We start from the raw sequence: 19,309 nt of genomic DNA on the forward strand, positions 1-19,309 counted from the left end.
CCTGAAGCCATGTCTCACCGCTCCTTTATCTGTACTTTGCGGTTGTACAGATTCATGACGATCGCAATGCTGAACGAGATGGCCAGATAGATCGACATCATGATGGCGATAGCCTCGATCGTGTGGCCGCTGAGCGTGACTATGGTGTTGTTCACGCTGAACAGCTCCGGATACCCAACGGCAACGCCCAGCGAACTGTTCTTCACGATACTCACGTACTGGCCCGCGGCCGGCGGCACCATGACCCGCAAGGCCTGCGGAAACACGACCCTGCGGTATATGCTGAAGGGTCGCAGGCCAACAGTCTGCGCCGCCTCCAACTGGCCCGCGCTGACTGACTGAATCCCTGACCGGACGATCTCGGCGATAAAAGCGCCTATGTACAGGGACAAACCCAGCAACAAGGCAAGAAATTCGGGCGATATCGTCGTCCCGCCCTGGTAATTGAAGCCGCGCAAAGCAGGAATAGTGATCTCGTACCCGGGTCCCAGCAGCATGGCCAAGGCAATCGGCACCGCAGCGGCCATCAGGCCCAACACCAGAACTACAGGCTGTTTCCGGCCCGATTTCCTGCGTCGGCGATCTAACAATCCAAGCATCGCCCACAGCAGAAAGCAGCTTGCTAGCACCGCCGCCAGCAGCAGCCATGGCGCAAGGTCATTGGTCAGCCAGGGCATGACGAGACCTCGATTGCTAAGGAAGGCCATATCTCCAAACGAGAACGCCTGGCGCGGATGTGGAAGCTTGGTAATGAGCGTGTACCAGAAGATCAGCTGCACCAACTGCGGAGTATTGCGGAACACTTCGACGTAGATCGAGGCGAATTTGCGCCACATCAGATTGGAAGAAAGGCGGCCCAGACCGACTATCACGCCTATCAGCGTAGCCAAAGCGATGCTTGCCACCGATACCTTCAACGTATTAAGCAGTGCAACGCCATATGCCTTCAGAAAGGAATCGGTGGACTGGAATGCAATGGAATGCTCGCCTATCTCGAATCCGGCATCGTTGCCCAGGAAGGCAAAGCCGGTTGATATCCCCTGCTTGCTTAACGCTTCCTGGGCATTCCCAATCAGGAACGATCCAAGGGCAATGACGCTTATCAGCACTACCGCCTGGTATATCCAGGATCTGACACCCAGATCATGCCAGGCACTCTTCCATGAAAGACGCTGCCTGACGGGCAATCGAGGCGGCCTGCGACTAAGGACTGCTGCTGTCTGCATGGCGGCAAGGCTCAATTGAAGGGCGGCGCATATAACAGGCCGCCATCAACCCATTGACGGTTCAGGCCACGATCCAGCTTCAGCGGCGAAGCTTTGCCGACCGTACGCTCGAAGACCTCGCCATAGTTGCCTACCTGCTTGATGATCTGATAAGCCCAGTCATTGTTCAGAGCCAGCTGCTTGCCCAGTTCATCCTTGGCGCCGAGCAAACGGGCAACATCCGCATTGTCCGATTTCTTCATTTCGTCCACGTTCTTCGAGGTGATGCCAAGCTCCTCCGCGGCAATCATGGCGTAGACCGTCCAGTTGACGATATCCCGCCATTGCGCATCGCCTTGCCTGACGACCGGGGCCATGGGGTCTTTACCAAAGACCTCCGGCAGGATGATGTAATCGTCGGGATTGCTGGCTGCCGTCGCGCGGCCCGAGCTCAAGCCTGAAGTCGATTGGACATGCACATCGCAGCGGCCGCTGAAAAAGGCATTGTTCAGCTCCTTCCGATCTTCGATGACCACGGGCTTGTACTTCATGTTCTTGGCGCGAAAAATATCGGCAACAATTTTTTCCGACGTGGAGCCGGGCTCGATGCAAATCGTGGCGCCGTCCAGCTCGCTTACGCTTTTTACGCCCAACTGCTTGCTAACCATGAAGGCCTGCCCGTCATAGAAGATGGGGGCTACGAAATCCAGGCCCAGGTTGGTGTCACGGCTGTAGGTCCAAGTAACATTGGCAGCCAGCAGATCCACCTCTGATGTCTGCAACGCGGTGAATCGTGTCTGGCTGGAGACTTTGACGAGTTCCGCTTTTTTGGCGTCGCCCAGTGTCGCGGCGGCAACAGCACGGCAAACCTCCACGTCTATGCCTTGCCATTGCCCTTTGCTATCGATGCCCGAAAATCCCGGCCGGCCGCCATTGGCGCCGCAAACCACCTTGTCCTTGTTCTTGACCGAGGCAAGGGTGGGGCCATCTTCCGCAGCGATCGCCACGGTTCCAAAAACGAGCGTGCCTATAAGGACGGCAGCAGTGCTGATCAATTTCATTGGTTTGTCTCCAGTTTTATAGCGAAGCAGTTCTTGCTTTCAAATTTTGTATCGATCCCTGTGAAGCAGCATCTCGATACGCCAATCAAGCCCCTTGCGCAGGTGCTCGCACATCAAATGGCGTGCATGCTCCGCGTCTCTGCGCATGATCGCCTCCAGTAAGTCTTTGTGTTCCAGCAATGCGGCGCGTACGCGTTCCGGCGTTCTGTTCCGGACAATGCCGAAGGGGATTCGGAAGCGGAGCCGGAATGGGTAGTACATCTCGAGCAGGCGCTTGTTGCCTGACAGGCGCATCACCTCCTTGTGGAATTCGACGCCGTCGTCGTGGACCTGCACCACGTCGAAGCCATCAGGGTCGGCCAGAGCCTGGTCAAATGCCACGGCGAACCGTTGAAGCTGCTCGACCTCTCCCCGTTGGGCGGCAAGCGCCACGGCAATTCCCTCGATCGCGTATCGGATTTCGTATAGATCCTGCAAGTCAGGAATGGTGAGCGGCCGCAGGATCGTTCCCCGCATCGGATGGCTTTCCAGCACGCCTTCGCGGACAAGGTCGCGCACCGCCTCGCGTATGGGAGTACGGCCAAGGCCAAGAAGGTCAGAAAGATTACGTTCTGAAAGCGGCTGGTCTTCCGTGATGCTTCCGTTAAGCAGCATCTCGACCAGTTTTTCGTATGCGCGTTCGCTATCACGCTTGACTGCTGTTGGTATCATGCTGGAATACTACTGGTATACCAGTTGATTTAAAAATAGGTATTCACCCTAGATAACACTGAAATCACAGCAAGACAGCAGCGGATATACACCACCTTCACCACAGCATTGCAAACGCTAGGGTTTCTCCCAACATAGCTTTCGCCTAATCCTCTATCAATAAACAGTATTTGATCCACCCAAACGCTGCTCTATACACTCGTCGCATCAAGCATCCAGCGTGAAGTCCATAAATACTGAGGTAGAGCGATATGACCGACGGCGTCAAAACTATTTTCATCAATGGCAAATGGTCAGAATCCCATGGCCGCAACACAATAGACGTGCTTTCGCCCAGCAATGGCGAATCGATAGGCCGGATTTCTCGAGGCGGACAGGCGGACATCGATGCAGCGGTGGCTGCGGCCCGGCAAGCGTTTGATGGCATTTGGAGCAATACCCCGGCGGTGGATCGCGGGCGCCTGCTGTCCAAGCTCGGGTTGAAAATCACTGAGCACGCCGAGGAGCTAGCCCAGCTTGAAGCATTGGATACAGGCAAGGCCATGAAACTCGCTCGTAGCGATATTGCAGCGACCGCGCGTTATTTTGAGTACTACGGCGGCGCGGCCGATAAGCTTCACGGGGACACAATTCCATTCCTGGAAGGCTACCAGGTGCTCATCATCCGCGAACCGAGAGGAGTGGCGGGCCATATCATTCCATGGAATTATCCGGCTCAAATGTTCGGCCGCACGATCGCGGCTGCGTTGGCCGCAGGTAACACGACTGTTTTAAAGCCGGCAGAAGAAGCTTGCTTGAGCATCATTCGGCTGACCGAGCTTGCCGAAGAAGTCGGTATTCCGGCAGGTGTGCTGAACGTTGTCACCGGCCTGGGGGAAGAAGCGGGCGCAGCGCTCTCCTCTCATAAAGGGATCGACTTCCTGTCGTTCACCGGCTCGCCTGAAGTTGGAACGCTGATTCAGAAAGCCGCCGCAGACAACCATGTTCCCTGCGTTCTCGAGCTCGGCGGCAAATCGCCCCAAATCGTGTTCGATGACGCCGATATTGAAAAAGCCCTACCGGTCATCGTCGGCGCGATTATCCAAAATACCGGGCAGACATGCTCGGCCGGCAGTCGGGTGCTAATCCAGCGCTCGATCTATGAGGAATTCGTGGCCGCCTTGGCCAAGCGCATCAATGCCGTGCGTGTAGGTTCACATGGCGCAGATCTGGACTGCGGCCCGGTGATCAGCGCGGTGCAGTGCGAACGCGTCAAAGGCTTTCTAGAACGTGCCCGAGCCGATGGTATCAGCATCATCGGCGAAGGCAAGCTGGATGCCAGCGCAGTGAACAGCGGCTTCTACGTCAAGCCAACATTGCTTGGACCAGTTGAAGAAACCCACGAGTTGGCGCAAGACGAAGTCTTTGGCCCGGTATTGGCCGCCATTCCTTTTGATGATGAGGAGGATGCCATCCGTATCGCCAATGGAACCGACTTCGGGCTTATAGCGGGAGTCTGGTCAGAGAATGGCTCCCGGCAAATGCGCTTGGCCAAGAAGCTGCGTGTAGGCCAAGTGTATATAAACGGCTACGGGGCTGGCGGCGGCATCGAACTGCCGTTTGGCGGTTTCAAGCGCAGCGGCCACGGTCGGGAAAAAGGCTTCGAAGCGCTGCGTGAATACACCGTAGCCAAAACAATAGTAATCAATCACAAATAAATCTTATCAGGAGACAAGACTAATGCTAAACATTCTAAAAAAATCGACATTAACGGGGCTATTTGGCTCGGCTGCGGTACTAATCGCATTAATGGCGCCGGCCAGTGCCGCAACGACGAAACTGCGTCTGGGACACGTATTCGCCATTAACAGCCCCGTCGACCAGGCCAGCCAGGATTTTGCCAAATTGGTGAAAGAACGTACCAATGGCGAAGTGGAAATCACTGTCTTTCCCAACAGCCAGATAGGAGGCGATGAGTCGCTGGCGCGAGACCTGTCGCGCGGTTCTCTTGACTTGGCATTTATCAACCCTGGGTCGCTTTCAGGTTTGGATCCACTGCTGGACATCCACTACCTGCCGTATATCGTGACAAGCTTCGAAGAAGCGGACAAGATCTTCTATAACCCGAACGGAATCTTGCAAAAGACCTTACGCGAAACCTTGGCTAAGCATCGCATGCAGGCACTGGGTTTTTTCGAACTGGAGTTCCGAGCGGTGACCAACTCCAAGCGAGCCGTGGCAAAACCTGCCGACTTGCAGGGGCTGAAGCTGCGTGTACCGGGCTCTGCCGGGATACGTGACTTCTTCATAGCCGCCGGCGTCCAGGCCGTGGCCATGCCTTTTCCTGAGCTCTTCACCGCGCTACAACAGGGCACCGTGGATGGTCAGGACAATGGAGCCAGCATCACCTATAACTCACGCCTGTTTGAAGCCCAGAAATTCATGACGGAGACAAATCACGTCTATGCGATGGGCGCTATTGCGGCGAGCCAGCGGCTGTGGGGCAAGCTTAGCGATGCCCAGAAAAAAATCCTTCAGGACACCGCCAATGAAGTGGCGGCCAAGGAAATTAAGGTAAATCGCAGTCAGCATGATGAATATATGAAAAAAATCGCGGCGGCGGGCATCACAGTGACCACTCTATCTCCCGAAGCCTTGGCCGAGTTCCGCAAAATAGCAGACGGAGTTTGGACCAGCCTTGAACCGGTCTACGGCAAAGAGCGCGTTGCAGCGTTACGCCAAGAAGTCAAAGCTTTGGGCAAGTAAGCAACGTCGAATAGCATAGCGTGGGAGAAGAGCATGACTGGCTGGACAAACACATTCGAAAATCGTCTTTACTCATTGGAAAGTGTCGTATGTGCCGCAAGTCTCCTGGTCATGCTTGCAGCGGTGGCATTCGGGGTCTGCATTCGATTCTTCGATCTGCCGATCCCCAATGTCGCCGAATGGGCAATCGTGGCGATGTCCCCTCTGACATTCGTAGGATCGGCCATGTGCTCACGCATGCAAATGCATATTTCGGTGGATTTCATCGAGCAGGCCCGCTCTGAACCGATCAAGCGCGCCGCTCACCTGATAGTAGCCATTCTCATGCTGGTATTTTCAGCGATCTATGCATGGTTAGGCTGGAGTCTGTTCGAAGACGCGATGTTGACTGGTGAGCGATTGCTGGATATGGGCACCCCACTATATGTCCCCGCGTGCTTCTTCTTTATCGGCATGGTGTTCATGGCGGCTCATAGCATATTCGACCTGGCCCGATTCATTTGTCTCAAGCGGACTGCCGCTGGAGTTGTGGAGGTAGCGCGGTGATTGTTTCTTCTTTATTGCTCTTGCTGGTGTTGGGCGTACCCATTGCAGCCGCCTTTGCGTTGGTTGTCATTGCCAATGCCGAAGCATGGAATATCGATCCGTTCTCGCTGGCTGCCATGCCGTTCGACACAGTATCAAACTTTTCTCTGTTGGCAATCCCGTTGTTCCTGCTGGTGGGCGAACTCATGAATCGAGGCGGACTGGTCAAGCAGTTGACAGCGGTCTGCGACCTATTTATGTCCCGCATACGGGCACCCATGGGCCATATCATGGTGATGGCCAGCGCCTTGATGGGAGCCATCACTGGCTCGTCTGTCGCCACGGTTGCCGCCATTGGCGGCACCGTTGGCGTAGAAATGCGCCAGCGAGGCTATTCAAGGGGTTACACCGCAGCTCTCAACGCCGCCTCGGGTTTGCTGGGCGTGCTTATCCCGCCTTCGATTCCCCTAATCTTGTATGGCGCAATTGTCGGAGTGTCGATCACTAACCTATTCATTGCCTCAATCGTTCCCGGCATTCTGACGATACTCGTCTTTTCGTTCATTCATTCCATTCTCTCCAAGCGCGTACTGCCCGACGGGCAGGAAGCTCTGCCCGCGTCCATCGCAGAAGAGCGGACCCGCGGAACCACTACCAAGCTTTCGGTCCTGGTTCGCGCCCTGCCTGCTCTAATGCTGCCGGTGCTGGTACTGGGCGGTATTTACTCGGGAGTGTTCACCGCCACTGAAGCAGCAGCCATCGCCGGCATATACGCCCTAGCGGTCACCATATTGACCCGCCAAGCATCCACCACCGACCTGAAAAAAATACTGGAGCACGCTGCCTTGGCATCAGCGGCAATACTGGCCATTATCGCTTTCACCAGCATCTTCAACCGAGCGATGATCCTCGAGCAGGTGCCACAATCGATCACAGAGATCGCCACCAGTTTCACCGGAAACCCTATTCTGTTTCTCCTGGCCATCAATGGAGCGTTGCTGTTGATCGGCATGTTCATGGAAACCAATGCCGCAACCCTATTGATGGGCCCCTTGCTGGCACCAGCCGCGATGAACTATGGCATCGATCCAGTTCATTTCGGCGTGATCCTGGTTACCAACATCGAGATTGGTTTGCTAACTCCGCCCTTGGCCGCCAATCTGTATGTGGCTCAGCGCACAAATGAAGCCAGACTGACAGAAATGTTCGGCCACCTGATCTGGTTTCTGTTGGGCTCTCTGCTCGTATTGGGCTTGATTACTTTCGTACCCGCCTTCACGACGTGGTATCAATTTCTTTGATATAGGTTGAATAAATGTCTGCAATACCTGAATTCGCACGGGCTGCTGTCTTAAGGAAGTTCAAGGATCAGTTAAGGGTTGAAGACGTGCCCATACCCAGGCACCTTGAGCCGCGCGCTGCACTGGTAAAGATGGAAGCATGTTCGATTTGCGGTACCGACATCCATCTTTGGCAAGGTTCCCTATCCTTGAAAGTGGACCTTCCAGTGATAATTGGGCATGAAATGGTAGGCCGCATCGTATCGCTCGGCGAAGGTGTGCGCAATGATTCAGTAGGCCAACCCTTGGAGGTCGGGGACCGTATCGTTTATACGCATACGTCTTGCGGCAGTTGCTTCTACTGCACAACCGCGCGTCAGCCCACATTGTGCTCGCACCGCCGCGCCTATATGTACGAAACGATGGCAAAGTCACCCTATTTGTTGGGTGGATTTTCCGAGTATGGCTACGTGCTGCCCGAATCTGGACGCCTGAAAGTGCCAGAGAGCGTATCCAGTGAACTAGCGAGCCTTTCCAGTTGTGCGCTGCGTTCCGTCATGAACGCGATGACTCAGGTCGGCAAGATAGAACCCTATGAAACAGTGGTGATACAAGGCGCGGGGCCGTTGGGCCTACTTGCCACAGCGAACGCCAAGGTGCGCGGTGCGCGAAAGGTGATCGTCATCGGTTCGCCCTCTGCTCGCTTGGAAATGGCCCGGGAGTTCGGTGCTGACGAATGCATACCAGTGGAAGGAACCACCGCGGCTGAGCGTCTGGATCGCGTGCTGTCGCTGACGGAAGGACGCGGCGCGGACATTGTCATGGAATTCACCGGCGTCCCTTCCGCCTTCAATGAAGGATTGCAACTGGCTCGCAAAGGGGCGAAGTATTTGATTGTCGGTCAATTGGGCGAGGGAACAACAGAAATGCAGCCGTCCATGATCGTCAAGAAGAATATCAACGTCATCGGTTCTTTCTCGGGCGACGCACGCAGCTATTCCCTGGCTTTGCAATTCATTGAAAAACATCAAACAACATTCCCTTTCCAGAAAATGATTACTGGGCGCTACAAGCTGGACGATGTCAACACGGCAATGGAGCGCATGAGGGCCTACCAGGAAATCAAGCCTGTCATTACGTTCTAAGAATTTACTGAACATGTATTTGGTATTAAGGGCAGCCCATGAAAAAATTTGATCCTACGCAGGACGGCCCACTTAAAGATCTGCGGGTACTTGATTTATCGCGTCTGGTGGCGGGCAACATGCTGACCTTGTTCCTTGCGGATTTCGGTGCGGATGTCATCAAGATTGAGCGTGAGGGCAAGGGAGACGATCTGCGTAATTGGCGCGAAGCCAACGAACCCGTTTATTGGAAGGTGTATGGCCGCAACAAGCGCTCTGTTGTGTTGGACCTGAAGTCCGAGGAAGGCCTGCAGGCACTGAAGCGCCTGGTCCGCCATTCCGATGTGCTCGTGGAGAACTTCGTCCCAGGCGGGTTGGAAAAAATGGGCCTGGCGCCTGAGCTGCTGCTGGAAATCAATCCGAAGCTGGTCATCGTACGGGTGTCTGGCTGGGGACAAACGGGACCATACAGCCACAAGCCAGGCTTTGGTACGCTGGTCGAAGCCATGTCGGGCTTTGCGTACCTGAACGGCTATGCCGACAAGCCCCCCGCCCTGCCGCCGCTGGCCCTGGCAGACATGATTGCCGGAGTCTACGGCGCCGCCGGTGTCATGACCGCCCTGCGGGTAGCGGAACGCGACGGCAAAGGTCAAGTTGTGGACCTTTCATTGTTTGAACCGATCTTTTCTTTTATTTCATCCGAAGCCTTGAAATACCAGTTAGTAGGCGAAGCCACTATTCGATCAGGAAACCAATCGGCGCATACCGCACCGCGCAATGTCTATATATGCCGCGATGGCAAGTATGTAGCAATGTCTGGGTCCATGCAGTCCATGGCCATGCGCATCTTCGACACCATCGGCAGGCCTGACTTGAAAACCGATGAAAAATTCCGTGACAACGATGCCCGGGTCAGAAACAAGGATGAACTGGACGGGATCATCAGCGGCTTTATTGCTCAGCGCACACAGCAGGAAAACCTAGAGGTTTTCGAAGCCGCCTCGGTCACAGTGGGGCCGGTGTGCTCCGTGGCTGATCTGATCGACCATCCTTATGTTATTGGCCGCGAAGCGATGGTATCTCTGGAAGATGCCGATCTGGGTCAGATTACTACTCACAATATCATCCCACGATTGAGCACGACTCCAGGCAGTTTTCGGCGGTCCGCTCCCTCCCTGGGAGAACATACCGAGCAGGTTCTGAAAGAGCTTGCACAATTGGAAGAAGAATCAATCCCAAAAAGCGAACAAAATCATGCTTGACACCCATCTTTGGCGGTCCATATTGTTTGTGCCCGCCACCAACGACCGCTTCGTCCAAAGCGCATTACGCCGGCCAGCGGACGTGTTGCAGATTGATCTTGAAGACAGCGTCGCGCCCGGCGATAAAGCAATGGGCCGCAGCCGTGTACGCGCCATAGCGCACAAATTCGCCGCCGCTGGCTATGATGTCACCGTGCGTATCAACCGCCCCTGGCGCATGGCCCTATCCGATATCGAGCAGTCGGTCGGCGCTGACGTGGCAGCGTTGACTCTGCCCAAAGTGCCCGATGCATCTTATGTCCGCTTCATCGGTGAAATCCTTGATGAAGTGGAAGCCGAAAAGAACCTTTCCATCGGTCATACCAAACTGATCGCCATGGTAGAAGATGCTGAAGGGCTTGAAAACATGGCCGAGATTGCTAACGCCGGCCCACGCGTCTGCGGATTGATCGTCGGTGCTGAAGACCTTGCCGTCAACATGCGTATGGCTGTCACCGACGACTCACTGTATATTCCCAACGCGATGGCGGTGGCATCATGCCGGCGTGCCGGCATCTTGCCTATAGGCTTTGTCGGCTCTGTGGCGGACTTCAAGGATGAGGATGAGTTCCGAAAGAAGATCAGGCGGGCACGCGGACTGGGCTTCGATGCCGCCTTCTGCATTCATCCCCGACAGGTCGAAATTGTTAATGAAGAGTTTTCGCCAAAGGCATCCGATGTGGGCACCGCGAAAGAACTGATCAGGGAGTTCGAAGCACAGAAAGCCCAGGGCAAGGCAGCTTGTACTTTCAACGGCCGGATGGTCGATCTGCCGGTAGTGTTGCAGGCCCGTCAACTGATAGAACGCCACGAAGCATTTCAACAGCGGCAAGCACGGTACTGAACGTACCCAAAGAAAAAAGGGGCTGGCGTCAATGCCGGTCCGCCTTGTTTCAGAGGGGGACTAGAATAACCACTTAAGGCGGCAACTAGCATGAACTTGCGCCAGCTTTCGTATTTCATCGCGGTTGCAGAGCAGCGCTCCATCATCAAAGCGGCGCAATTGCTACATATTTCACAACCAGCCGTCAGTACGCAAATCAAGCTTTTGGAAGAGGAGCTCGAAGTTCAGCTATTCGAGCGTCGACTGGATGGCACCATTTTGACTCCTGAAGGCAAGGAGTTTCTAAGCTACGCGCGCGTGGCCCTGGACACCCTGGACGCAGCCAAAGCCAGCCTGCGGGCACACCAAGTAACAGAAGTCGGCACTGTAACCGTCGGGATCCCGGGCTCATTAAGCCCTCTGCTGACCCTCTCCCTGATTGAACAGGTCCGCCAGCAGTGTCCGGGCATCAAAATCAAGGTCGTCAGCGGCCTTTCGGGCCATTTGGCTAAATGGATCATAGACGGAACCATAGACTTCGGCTTGGTGTACAGCAGTTCTTCCCTGAGCGGTCTGGATTTCGAACTGTTGATGAAGGAACACCTTTTCCTTGCCGTGGACAATAGCAATGCTGAGGCCATCAAAAGCATGTGCGTCAACGACAATAGTGACATTGCCTTCGCCAACCTACGGCATGTGCCGTTGGTTATGCCTAGTCGCGAGCATGGTTTGCGGTCATTAGTCGAGAAATCATCCGCCGCAGTCGGCATAAAGCTGGATGTGCGTACAGAACTGGATGCACACGAACTATTGCTGGAACGTGTTTTGCGCAGCGCTGAGGCCACTATCTTGTCTCTGGCGGCGCTAAAGAACATACGGATTTCCCACAAGGAGATATTTACCGCTCATATCATCGATCCCGCTATTGAACGCCGCGTCTGTGTTGCTTATGCATCTGACAGGCCTTTGACCCGGACAGCTCGTCGCGTCGAAGTCATATTGCGTGAACTGATCAAAACCGAATTCAACTCGGGTTGGTGGCGGTTCGCGACCATCAACGAATGACGTCATCCGGCACAGCAAAGCAAACATAGTAGATACCACACCTAAGGACACCCTACAGCATGTCCGCCCCGGACAGTGCAGGCGTCTCGGCGATGCGCCGCGTAATGGCCCGGCAAGCCTCAAGCAATGGTGTCACGTAGGCCTGCTCGGGGTCGGGTTTTTGGCGGAAACGCAGTGTACTGACGCTGATGGCGGCTATGGGTTTTCCGGCTTCGCCGAAAATCGCTGCGCCAAAGCAGCAAATGCCTTCTTCATTTTCCTCGTCGTCCACCGACCAGCCGCGCCGGCGGACCTGTTCCAGCTGCTTGCGCAATGCCGCCGAATCCTTGACCGTGTTGGGAGTTTGAAGCGAGAAGGGTTGGGGCAAAGCGTCCAACGCGGCATGTAAAGCGGCCTCATCCAGCATGGCCAGATAGATCTTGCCCACCGATGTCGAGTGCATCGAAACATTCGTGCCGATACGAGAGCTCATGCGCACCGCGCTTGGGCTTTCCAGCTTCTCGATATACACCATATGCTGGCCGTTGGGCACGGCCAGGTGAACGGTTTCCCCAGTAAGATCGCGTAAGCGTTTGAGCTCTTCGACCGCAGCCAGCCGTAGTTCGGAACGCCCCCAACTACGGCTGGCCAGTTGAATCAGTCTAGGTCCCAGAGTCAGTTTGCCGCTGCGGGGGTGTTCAGCCAGCAAGCGCTCGGCCACCAGCGCGGCCACCGTGCGATAAACCGTGGGCCTTGGGTAGCCGCTAATCTTGCTAAGCTCGGGCACCGTCATGGGTTCGGGTGTGTCGGCGACCAACTGCATCAGATGCATGAATTTCGAGAAGGCGGCGGTCCCCGCCACTTGCGAGGCGGGAGTGCTGGAAGCGGGTTGTCGTGCAGGCATATCAAGCCACCATGTATCCGCCATCTATGGGCAGGATGACGCCGGTCATGAAGGCGGCGGCCGGCGTGCACAAGAATACGGTTCCCTCGGCGACATCCTCGGGTTTGCCCCAGCGCCCCAGCGGTGTACGAGCCAGGATGGGGCCCGAACGCGTGGGATCGTCCTGCAAGGACTGCGTCATCGGCGTGGCGATCCAGCCCGGCGCGATGGCATTGACACGTATGCCATCGACGGCATAGGCCAATGCCAGCGATTTGGTCAATTGAGCGACCCCGCCTTTGCTGGCCGAATACGCCGGCACAAGCGAGCCGCCGAAGAAGCTGAGCATCGACGCGGTATTGACGATACAGCCGCCGCGCCGCGCCAGAAGACCGCGCGCAGCGCTGCATACGCGCATGGTGCCGGTAAGGTTGACGGCCAGCACTTGTTCAAACACCGCCGGGTCATGTTCGTCGCCACGGCGGATGATGCCCGCGCAATTGACGACGATATCCAGCTCGTCCAGCCCGGCCAGAAAACGATCCACGTCCTCTTGCTTGCTGACATCGCCAACTCGCACTTCGATCCCCGGGTCCAGCGAATCTGTCGAGGCACCCAATCCGGCGGCAATGGTGCGCGCCCCCAGGGATGCAAGTCGATTGGCGATTGCAGCGCCTATGCCCCGGGTTGCGCCTGTCACCAATGCCGTCTTTCCGGCGAATATATTTTCTTGATAAGTCATGAATTATTGATTCGAAACGTTCAGTTGAAAGCCGCGGCGACCCGCCGCGCAGCTCTTGTATCTTGTTGTGATGCTTGTGTAATTACCGTATGAATTGGCGCACATAATCTTCGCCCAAACCCACCTCGGCAAAGTGCTTGCGGCACATATCTATTTTCGTGAAAACGTCTTCGTAGCCCATCCCCTTGCCCCATGGGTCACAGTAGTACATGATTCCGTTGACTTGAAAATACGTGATCATTTCTTCTACATCGGGTGGCACGTAAAGCGTATGCGTCTCGCCGGGCGGCTCGAAAACATAGCTGCCTTCAGTCGCTTCCCAATCATGTTCCAGGTAGCGCCAGCGGCCCTTGAGCACAAAGCCATGCACGGCTTGGGGATGCCGATGCCGGCTAAGCACGCCAGATTTTCGCACCCGCAACAAATTCATCCAATAACCCTGGCTGGCGTTCAGGCAGAGAGGCCGGAACCATACATTCTCGCCTTGAGGAACCCATAGCCGTTCGTCTGTGGGAATGGCGTTCGGAATGACCAGTTCGGGCAGGGCCTCCGGCGGGTTGGGGTATTGATACGGCATCATCTTGTCGCTATCAGGCCGGCTTACAGGCATCGCTCTCTCCTTATAAATCCATATTGCGGACATTATGTTTATTATATGGACAATTCTCCAGAAATCGAGACAAATTTGTTACTCCCTTCAGCTTGAAGTTCAGCGCTAAAAAGAATGCACGACCAAGCAAGGGTAGTTAAAAGCACTCGATTAAAGGAGCGTAACCATGATCGACCTTAATGCAGATAAGCGTCCCCCGATGTCTACACCACCCGTGGTGTCGCCCGAGGCATGGCAGGCCGCGCACGGGCAGATGCTGGAAAAGGAAAAGGCCATGACGCGCGCCCGCGACGCGCTGGCAGCCGAGCGGCGGCGGATGCCATGGATGGCCGTCGACAAGGGATACGAATTCATCGGTCCCCAAGGCAAGGCCAGTCTGTTGGATTTGTTTGAGGGCCGTCGTCAGTTGATTGTCTACCGGGCCTTTTTCGAGCCAGGCGTGCACGGCTGGCCCGATCATGCGTGCATCGGCTGCTCGCTGGGTGCCGATCAAGTATCGAACCTTGCCCATCTGCATGCACGCGATACGACACTGGCATATGCATCGCGTGCACCGCAGGCGGACATCGCACGCCTGAAGGCCCGGATGGGATGGCAGCACATTCCCTGGTACACGATTACGGACGGCTTCGATAAGGATTTCGACGTGGACGAATGGCACGGCCACAACGCCTTCATACGGGACGGCAATTGCATATTCCGCACTTACTTTATCAACGGCCGCGGCGACGAAGCGATGGGCACAGTCTGGAGTTATCTTGATATGACGGCACTCGGGCGCCAGGAATTATGGGAAGACTCACCGCAAGGTTATCCGCAAAGCCGGCCGTATAAATGGTGGAACTGGAATGACAGTTATGTGCCTGGCGCTTCCGTCGACCCGGAATGGGATGCGGTGTCGGAGGCCGGCGAAGCCGCGTTCCGCAATAAAAAGACCGAAGCATCATGACCGGTGCCAAGACTTATGCAGGCGGCGCAGCGCAGCACAAACGGCTTGGCGGCACCCGCAACAACGGCTTCCCGATGACTGCCCGCCTGGTCAATGGATTGCACTTGGCCGCCACGCCGACTTTCGCCGTAATGGCTCTGCTCACGGGCCTGAGTGATGACCCCATGAACCAGATTTGCTCGATTGGGGCCGGCTCGCCGATCGCCGGAATGCTTCCGATGTACCTGCTGATGAGCGTGTTTCATTCGCCGCCGTGGATCAGGCTCATGAGGGTTTCCACACGAAAATGGAAATGATCTCGCGCCGTGCATGCGGGGCTCAAGAATTTTGAGAATTTCTGGTGGGCGGTACTGGGTTCGAACCAGTGACCCCTGCCGTGTGAAGGCAGTGCTCTACCACTGAGCTAACCGCCCCAAGGACGCAGCGCCGGCTAGCTGAAGGTATCGGCTTGGCGCAAACGATTGGGAAGGCCGTAATTGTACACCAAAGATCAGAGCTCGATGGCGCGCCATACGCTGGGTTTGCCTGCGGCTTTGTCCAGCTCGATCAGATAAGCATCATGGGCCTCTTGTTCCGTCGGATCGGCCAGCACGATTTTCAGCAGGGACGCATCGAATTTCTCCAGCCGCAGGCCATCCAGGCCTGTGCCGCCCTCTTCATCGAAATCCATCAGCAACGCATCCTGCCCGCGCGTCATGGCCAGCCATACATCGGCCAGCAGTTCCGAGTCCAGCAAGGCGCCGTGCAGCGTACGGTGTGCGTTGGATATGCCGTAGCGTTCGCACAAGGCGTCCAGCGAGTTGCGCCTTCCCGGATGCAGTTCGCGCGCGTGCAGCAGCGAATCGGTGATCTTCAGGCACATGGTGTCGAACTTGGGCAGACCTATGCGCGTCAATTCGGCGTTCAGGAACTTGACGTCGAACGCGGCGTTGTGAATGATGACTTCCGCATCCTTCACGTATTCCACCAACTGATGCGCGACTTCTTCGAATCGGGGATGGCCGGACAGGAATTCGGTGGTCAGGCCATGCACGGCCAGGGCCTCGGGATCGCTGTCGCGGTCGGGGTTCAGGTATAGATGCAGATGCCGGCCGGTAAGGCTGCGGTTTTCCATTTCGACGCAAGCCAGTTCGACGACGCGATGGCCTTGCGCCGGATCCAGTCCGGTCGTTTCCGTATCCAACACTATTTGACGCATAAAATTCCTGTTGCTTCCAAACTATTGCACTTGCTGCGGCGCCAGGTGTTCGGTAGGAGCCGACGCCGTGGTGGTCGCCTTCAACTTTACCTTGCCGGCAATAAGCGTATAGGCCACCGGCACCACGAACAAGGTAAGCACCGTGCCCAGGCTCAGGCCGCCTACCAGCACCCAGCCTATTTGCTGGCGCGATTCGGCGCCGGCGCCGGTGGCGTAGGCCAGCGGCAAGACCCCCAGCACCATTGCTCCGGTAGTCATAAGTATAGGCCTTAGGCGCAATACGCTGGCCTGCATGACGGCTTCGAATTTCTCGACGCCCTCGGCCCGCAGCTGATTGGTGAACTCGACGATCAGAATCCCGTGCTTGGTAATCAAGCCCACCAGCGTAATCAGTCCGATCTGGCTATAGATGGACAAGGTGCCGCCCGACAACCATAGGGCCAGGAGCGCCCCGGTCATGGACAAGGGCACCGAGAACATGATGATCAGGGGATTGCGCCAGCTTTCAAACTGGGCGGCCAGCACCAAATAGATGAAAGCCAGCGCCATCATGAAAACCAGGTAGATCCCGCCGGAAGAGTCGCGGAACTCGCGCGATTGCCCATCCAGGTCGATCTGCACAGTCGGCGGCAGGGTGTCCCGCGCCACGGCGTTCATGTGCTCAAGCACTTCCCCCAAGGCGTAGCCGGGAGCAATCGAAGCCTGCACCTTCACGGCGCGCAGGCGGTTGAAGTGATTCAGCGACTGCGGCGATACCCCTTCGGACACCTTCAGGAAGTTGGACAGCTGGACCATGCCGCCGGCGCTGGTCCGCACATAGATGTCGGAGATGTCCGCGGGATCGGCCCGGTCCTGTTTCTTGACCTGAACGATGACGTCGTATTGCTCGCCGCTATCGCGAAAGCGCGTTACCTGCCGGCCGCCCAGCATGGATTCCAGCGTGCGGCCGACTTCGCCGACATCTATGCCCACATCGGCCAGTTTGTCGCGCTGGACCACCACCTGCAGTTCAGGCGTATTCAGCCGCAAGTCAGTATCGACGTTCTCCAGGCCGGGGTAATCCTTGAGCTTGTCCAGGAAACCGTCGACCAGCTTGGCCATCTCCGGATAGGTCACCTGGCTCATGATGACGAAATCGATGGGCTTGGAAGTGGCCCGCTGCCCCAGCGACGGCGGATTCGTGGGGAAGGCCCGAACGCCCGGCAATGCCGCGAACTCGGGCTGGAGAGAGCTGGCGATGCTCTGCTGCGAACGGTCTCGTTCGCCCCAGGGCTTCAGGCGCAGGATGGCGAAGGAATCGACCACCGTCGGATAGCCGATGATGGACTGGTTGCCCGCGGACTCCGGTATGTCCGCATACAGGCGCTCGATCTGCTTGACGCTTTGCAAGGTGTAGTCCAAGGTCGAGCCCTCAGGCCCGCTGACCACGCCGAACACCACGCCGCGGTCTTCGATAGGCGCAAGCTCGCTTTTTACCGTCTTGAACAAGACCGCGCTGCCCATTGCCACGGCCAGCCCCAGCAGCAGCACGATAGCGCGATGGCGCAAGGCAAGCGCCAGCCCGCTGCGATAGCGATTGGTCAGCGAAACCAGCAAACCTTCGATAAAGGTATAGATGCGCCCATGGCCGGCCTGATGCCTGAGCAAGGTGGAGCACATCATGGGCGTCAGCGTCAGCGCCACAAAGCCCGATACCAGCACGGCGCCCGCCAGGGTCAGGGCAAATTCGATGAACAGGCGCCCGGTACGGCCCGTGGCAAAGGCCAGCGGCGCATAGACAGTGACCAGTGTCAATGTCATGGCGATCACCGCGAAGCCGATTTCCTTGGCGCCCAGGAAAGCCGCCTCTATCCGCGTCTTGCCCTCTTCTATGTGCCGGAAGATATTCTCCAGCACCACGATGGCATCGTCCACGACCAGGCCGATGGCCAGGACCATGGCCAGCAAGGTCAGCGTATTGATCGAAAAACCGAAGAAATACATGATCCCGAAGGCGCCGATCAGCGAGACCGGTATGGTCACGATGGGAATCAGGCTGGCGCGCAGGCTGCGCAGGAAAAAGAAAATCACCAGCACGACCAGGATGATGGCTTCGGCCACCGTGTGATACACCGAATTGATGGATTCCTGGATGAAGATGGACGTGTCGTAAGACACATTAAGCTTCATGCCCGCCGGCAGGTTTTCGTTGATCAGCTGAACTTCCTTGCGCGCCTCCTTGGACAGGTCCAGGGGGTTGGCGGTGGATTGCTTGGTAATGCCTATGGTCAGGCTGGGCCGTCCATTGAATCGCGCCAGCACGCGATCGTCCAGCGGGGCTATCTGCACATCGGCCACGTCGCTCATGCGCACCGGATAGCCTTTCACCGTGGCCACCACGACATTGCGGAATTGCTCGACGGTTTGCAGATCGGTGGATGAAACCACCGAGAATTCGCGCTGCTGCGATTCGATGCGCCCGGCCGGAATAAGCACATTCTGCTGGCGCAGCGCTTCTTCGACATCCTGCACAATCAGGCCGTAGGCCGCAAGCTTGCCGCGGTCGATGAAGATCCGCATCGACGGCAGGCGTTCGCCATAGACCCGCACCTCGGCCGCGCCGGGCAGCACCGACAAACGGGTCTTCACATAGCGGTTGATATAGTCCGAGGCCTCCATCTGCGAAAACGTGCCGGTCGATACGCCTATATAGATAATAGGCGTCGAGTCGGCTTCCACCTTGCTGATGATGGGCTCATCGATTTCATCGGGCAGATAGCGGCGGGCGCGCGAAACCTTGTCGCGCACGTCGGCCGCGGCGGCATCGGGATCGCGCGCGAGATTGAACTTGATGTTGATCAGGCTGCGTTCCGAACGGCTGCGCGAAGTCATGACATCCACGCCTTCCATGCCGGCCAGTTGATCTTCCAGCGGCTTGGTAACCTGCGACTCGACCACTTCGGGGGATGCTCCCTTGTAGCCGGTGATCACCGAGACCACCGGCTCGTCGATGGCCGGATATTCTCGCACCGTCAGCCTGTCGTAGGAAATCAGGCCGATCAGCACGATGACCAGCGACAGCACAGTGGCGAATACCGGGCGCTTGATGCAGATGTCGGAAAGGACCAT

Annotated in this window: 18 protein-coding genes and 1 tRNA gene; 10 read left to right on the forward strand and 9 right to left on the reverse strand. The window is 56.6% G+C overall.

The features are described 5' to 3' along the window. Window positions 1-14: 14 nt before the first annotated feature. The 3 genes from V0R37_RS08810 to V0R37_RS08820 are packed head-to-tail and all read right to left on the reverse strand — an operon-like array spanning window position 15 to window position 2,977. Complete coding sequence (locus tag V0R37_RS08810; protein WP_420374176.1) at window positions 15-1,226, reverse strand: amino acid ABC transporter permease; 1,212 nt, start codon at window positions 1,224-1,226, stop codon at window positions 15-17. 11 nt (window positions 1,227-1,237) lie between these two features. Next, complete coding sequence (locus V0R37_RS08815; protein WP_420374177.1) at window positions 1,238-2,266, reverse strand: amino acid ABC transporter substrate-binding protein; 1,029 nt, start codon at window positions 2,264-2,266, stop codon at window positions 1,238-1,240. A gap of 39 nt (window positions 2,267-2,305) precedes the next feature. Next, complete coding sequence (locus V0R37_RS08820) at window positions 2,306-2,977, reverse strand: GntR family transcriptional regulator (protein ID WP_420374178.1); 672 nt, start codon at window positions 2,975-2,977, stop codon at window positions 2,306-2,308. A 251-nt stretch (window positions 2,978-3,228) separates the two neighbouring features. Between V0R37_RS08820 and V0R37_RS08825 the strand changes: the two genes are divergently transcribed. From V0R37_RS08825 to V0R37_RS08860, 8 genes are all read left to right on the forward strand, one after another. After that, window positions 3,229-4,674 (forward strand): aldehyde dehydrogenase family protein, encoded by a 1,446-nt coding sequence (locus tag V0R37_RS08825; RefSeq protein ID WP_420374179.1) that lies wholly within the window; start codon window positions 3,229-3,231, stop codon window positions 4,672-4,674. Between the two features lie 22 nt (window positions 4,675-4,696). Beyond that, window positions 4,697-5,722 (forward strand): TRAP transporter substrate-binding protein, encoded by a 1,026-nt coding sequence (locus tag V0R37_RS08830; protein ID WP_420374180.1) that lies wholly within the window; start codon window positions 4,697-4,699, stop codon window positions 5,720-5,722. A gap of 33 nt (window positions 5,723-5,755) precedes the next feature. Then, window positions 5,756-6,268 (forward strand): TRAP transporter small permease, encoded by a 513-nt coding sequence (locus V0R37_RS08835; protein WP_420374181.1) that lies wholly within the window; start codon window positions 5,756-5,758, stop codon window positions 6,266-6,268. Then, the gene (locus V0R37_RS08840) at window positions 6,223-7,548 is read left to right on the forward strand and encodes a TRAP transporter large permease (RefSeq protein ID WP_420374182.1); all 1,326 of its coding nucleotides are present in this window, start codon (window positions 6,223-6,225) and stop codon (window positions 7,546-7,548) included. Before V0R37_RS08835 ends, V0R37_RS08840 begins: the two co-directional genes overlap by 46 nt. Before the next feature lie 14 nt (window positions 7,549-7,562). Next, window positions 7,563-8,672, forward strand: a complete 1,110-nt coding sequence (locus V0R37_RS08845) for a zinc-binding dehydrogenase (RefSeq protein WP_420374183.1) — start codon at window positions 7,563-7,565, stop codon at window positions 8,670-8,672. 38 nt (window positions 8,673-8,710) lie between these two features. After that, window positions 8,711-9,913, forward strand: a complete 1,203-nt coding sequence (locus V0R37_RS08850) for a CaiB/BaiF CoA transferase family protein (RefSeq protein ID WP_420374184.1) — start codon at window positions 8,711-8,713, stop codon at window positions 9,911-9,913. Next, window positions 9,906-10,796: an HpcH/HpaI aldolase/citrate lyase family protein gene (locus V0R37_RS08855; RefSeq protein ID WP_420374185.1), complete on the forward strand. Its 891-nt coding sequence runs from the start codon at window positions 9,906-9,908 to the stop codon at window positions 10,794-10,796. Before V0R37_RS08850 ends, V0R37_RS08855 begins: the two co-directional genes overlap by 8 nt. A 90-nt stretch (window positions 10,797-10,886) precedes the next feature. After that, a complete protein-coding gene (locus V0R37_RS08860; RefSeq protein WP_420374186.1) occupies window positions 10,887-11,840 on the forward strand; it encodes a LysR substrate-binding domain-containing protein in 954 nt (317 codons plus the stop codon). A gap of 52 nt (window positions 11,841-11,892) precedes the next feature. Here the strand turns inward: V0R37_RS08860 and V0R37_RS08865 are convergent, their stop codons facing one another. The 3 genes from V0R37_RS08865 to V0R37_RS08875 all read right to left on the reverse strand — a co-directional run bounded on the left by V0R37_RS08865 (window position 11,893) and on the right by V0R37_RS08875 (window position 14,054). After that, the gene (locus V0R37_RS08865) at window positions 11,893-12,723 is read right to left on the reverse strand and encodes an IclR family transcriptional regulator (protein WP_420374187.1); all 831 of its coding nucleotides are present in this window, start codon (window positions 12,721-12,723) and stop codon (window positions 11,893-11,895) included. Window position 12,724: 1 nt separating this feature from the next. Next, a complete protein-coding gene (locus V0R37_RS08870) occupies window positions 12,725-13,444 on the reverse strand; it encodes an SDR family NAD(P)-dependent oxidoreductase (protein ID WP_420374188.1) in 720 nt (239 codons plus the stop codon). A gap of 82 nt (window positions 13,445-13,526) precedes the next feature. Beyond that, window positions 13,527-14,054: a 2,4'-dihydroxyacetophenone dioxygenase family protein gene (locus tag V0R37_RS08875; RefSeq protein ID WP_420374189.1), complete on the reverse strand. Its 528-nt coding sequence runs from the start codon at window positions 14,052-14,054 to the stop codon at window positions 13,527-13,529. 166 nt (window positions 14,055-14,220) lie between these two features. Between V0R37_RS08875 and V0R37_RS08880 the strand changes: the two genes are divergently transcribed. Together V0R37_RS08880 and V0R37_RS08885 are read left to right on the forward strand one after the other, a co-directional pair. Beyond that, on the forward strand, window positions 14,221-15,003 hold the full coding sequence (locus V0R37_RS08880) for a DUF899 domain-containing protein (RefSeq protein WP_420374190.1): 783 nt from the start codon (window positions 14,221-14,223) through the stop codon (window positions 15,001-15,003). Further along, the gene (locus tag V0R37_RS08885) at window positions 15,000-15,299 is read left to right on the forward strand and encodes a hypothetical protein (RefSeq protein ID WP_420374191.1); all 300 of its coding nucleotides are present in this window, start codon (window positions 15,000-15,002) and stop codon (window positions 15,297-15,299) included. The genes V0R37_RS08880 and V0R37_RS08885 overlap by 4 nt, the downstream gene beginning before the upstream one ends. Before the next feature lie 42 nt (window positions 15,300-15,341). Here the strand turns inward: V0R37_RS08885 and V0R37_RS08890 are convergent. From V0R37_RS08890 to V0R37_RS08900, 3 genes are all read right to left on the reverse strand, one after another. Beyond that, window positions 15,342-15,416, reverse strand: a tRNA-Val gene (locus V0R37_RS08890). A 77-nt stretch (window positions 15,417-15,493) separates the two neighbouring features. Then, entirely contained in the window at window positions 15,494-16,201 is a 708-nt protein-coding gene (gene dnaQ, locus V0R37_RS08895) for a DNA polymerase III subunit epsilon (protein WP_420374192.1), read from the reverse strand. 21 nt (window positions 16,202-16,222) lie between these two features. Continuing rightward, complete coding sequence (locus tag V0R37_RS08900) at window positions 16,223-19,309, reverse strand: efflux RND transporter permease subunit (RefSeq protein WP_420374193.1); 3,087 nt, start codon at window positions 19,307-19,309, stop codon at window positions 16,223-16,225.

The organism is Pollutimonas rozaliensis, assembly GCF_048751585.1.
Lineage (GTDB): Bacteria > Pseudomonadota > Gammaproteobacteria > Burkholderiales > Burkholderiaceae_B.

What these genes read in the sequence shown, in the direction of transcription:
- V0R37_RS08865 (WP_420374187.1), bottom strand. Translation starts at nt 12,723, where the DNA reads ATGCCTGCACGACAACCCGCTTCCAGCACTCCCGCCTCGCAAGTGGCG.
- V0R37_RS08820 (WP_420374178.1), bottom strand. Translation starts at nt 2,977, where the DNA reads ATGATACCAACAGCAGTCAAGCGTGATAGCGAACGCGCATACGAAAAA.
- V0R37_RS08875 (WP_420374189.1), bottom strand. Translation starts at nt 14,054, where the DNA reads ATGCCTGTAAGCCGGCCTGATAGCGACAAGATGATGCCGTATCAATAC.
- V0R37_RS08880 (WP_420374190.1), top strand. Translation starts at nt 14,221, where the DNA reads ATGATCGACCTTAATGCAGATAAGCGTCCCCCGATGTCTACACCACCC.
- V0R37_RS08860 (WP_420374186.1), top strand. Translation starts at nt 10,887, where the DNA reads ATGAACTTGCGCCAGCTTTCGTATTTCATCGCGGTTGCAGAGCAGCGC.
- V0R37_RS08835 (WP_420374181.1), top strand. Translation starts at nt 5,756, where the DNA reads ATGACTGGCTGGACAAACACATTCGAAAATCGTCTTTACTCATTGGAA.
- V0R37_RS08810 (WP_420374176.1), bottom strand. Translation starts at nt 1,226, where the DNA reads ATGCAGACAGCAGCAGTCCTTAGTCGCAGGCCGCCTCGATTGCCCGTC.
- V0R37_RS08855 (WP_420374185.1), top strand. Translation starts at nt 9,906, where the DNA reads ATGCTTGACACCCATCTTTGGCGGTCCATATTGTTTGTGCCCGCCACC.
- V0R37_RS08825 (WP_420374179.1), top strand. Translation starts at nt 3,229, where the DNA reads ATGACCGACGGCGTCAAAACTATTTTCATCAATGGCAAATGGTCAGAA.
- V0R37_RS08830 (WP_420374180.1), top strand. Translation starts at nt 4,697, where the DNA reads ATGCTAAACATTCTAAAAAAATCGACATTAACGGGGCTATTTGGCTCG.
- V0R37_RS08845 (WP_420374183.1), top strand. Translation starts at nt 7,563, where the DNA reads ATGTCTGCAATACCTGAATTCGCACGGGCTGCTGTCTTAAGGAAGTTC.
- V0R37_RS08870 (WP_420374188.1), bottom strand. Translation starts at nt 13,444, where the DNA reads ATGACTTATCAAGAAAATATATTCGCCGGAAAGACGGCATTGGTGACA.
- dnaQ (WP_420374192.1), bottom strand. Translation starts at nt 16,201, where the DNA reads ATGCGTCAAATAGTGTTGGATACGGAAACGACCGGACTGGATCCGGCG.
- V0R37_RS08885 (WP_420374191.1), top strand. Translation starts at nt 15,000, where the DNA reads ATGACCGGTGCCAAGACTTATGCAGGCGGCGCAGCGCAGCACAAACGG.
- V0R37_RS08815 (WP_420374177.1), bottom strand. Translation starts at nt 2,266, where the DNA reads ATGAAATTGATCAGCACTGCTGCCGTCCTTATAGGCACGCTCGTTTTT.
- V0R37_RS08900 (WP_420374193.1), bottom strand. Translation starts at nt 19,309, where the DNA reads ATGGTCCTTTCCGACATCTGCATCAAGCGCCCGGTATTCGCCACTGTG.
- V0R37_RS08850 (WP_420374184.1), top strand. Translation starts at nt 8,711, where the DNA reads ATGAAAAAATTTGATCCTACGCAGGACGGCCCACTTAAAGATCTGCGG.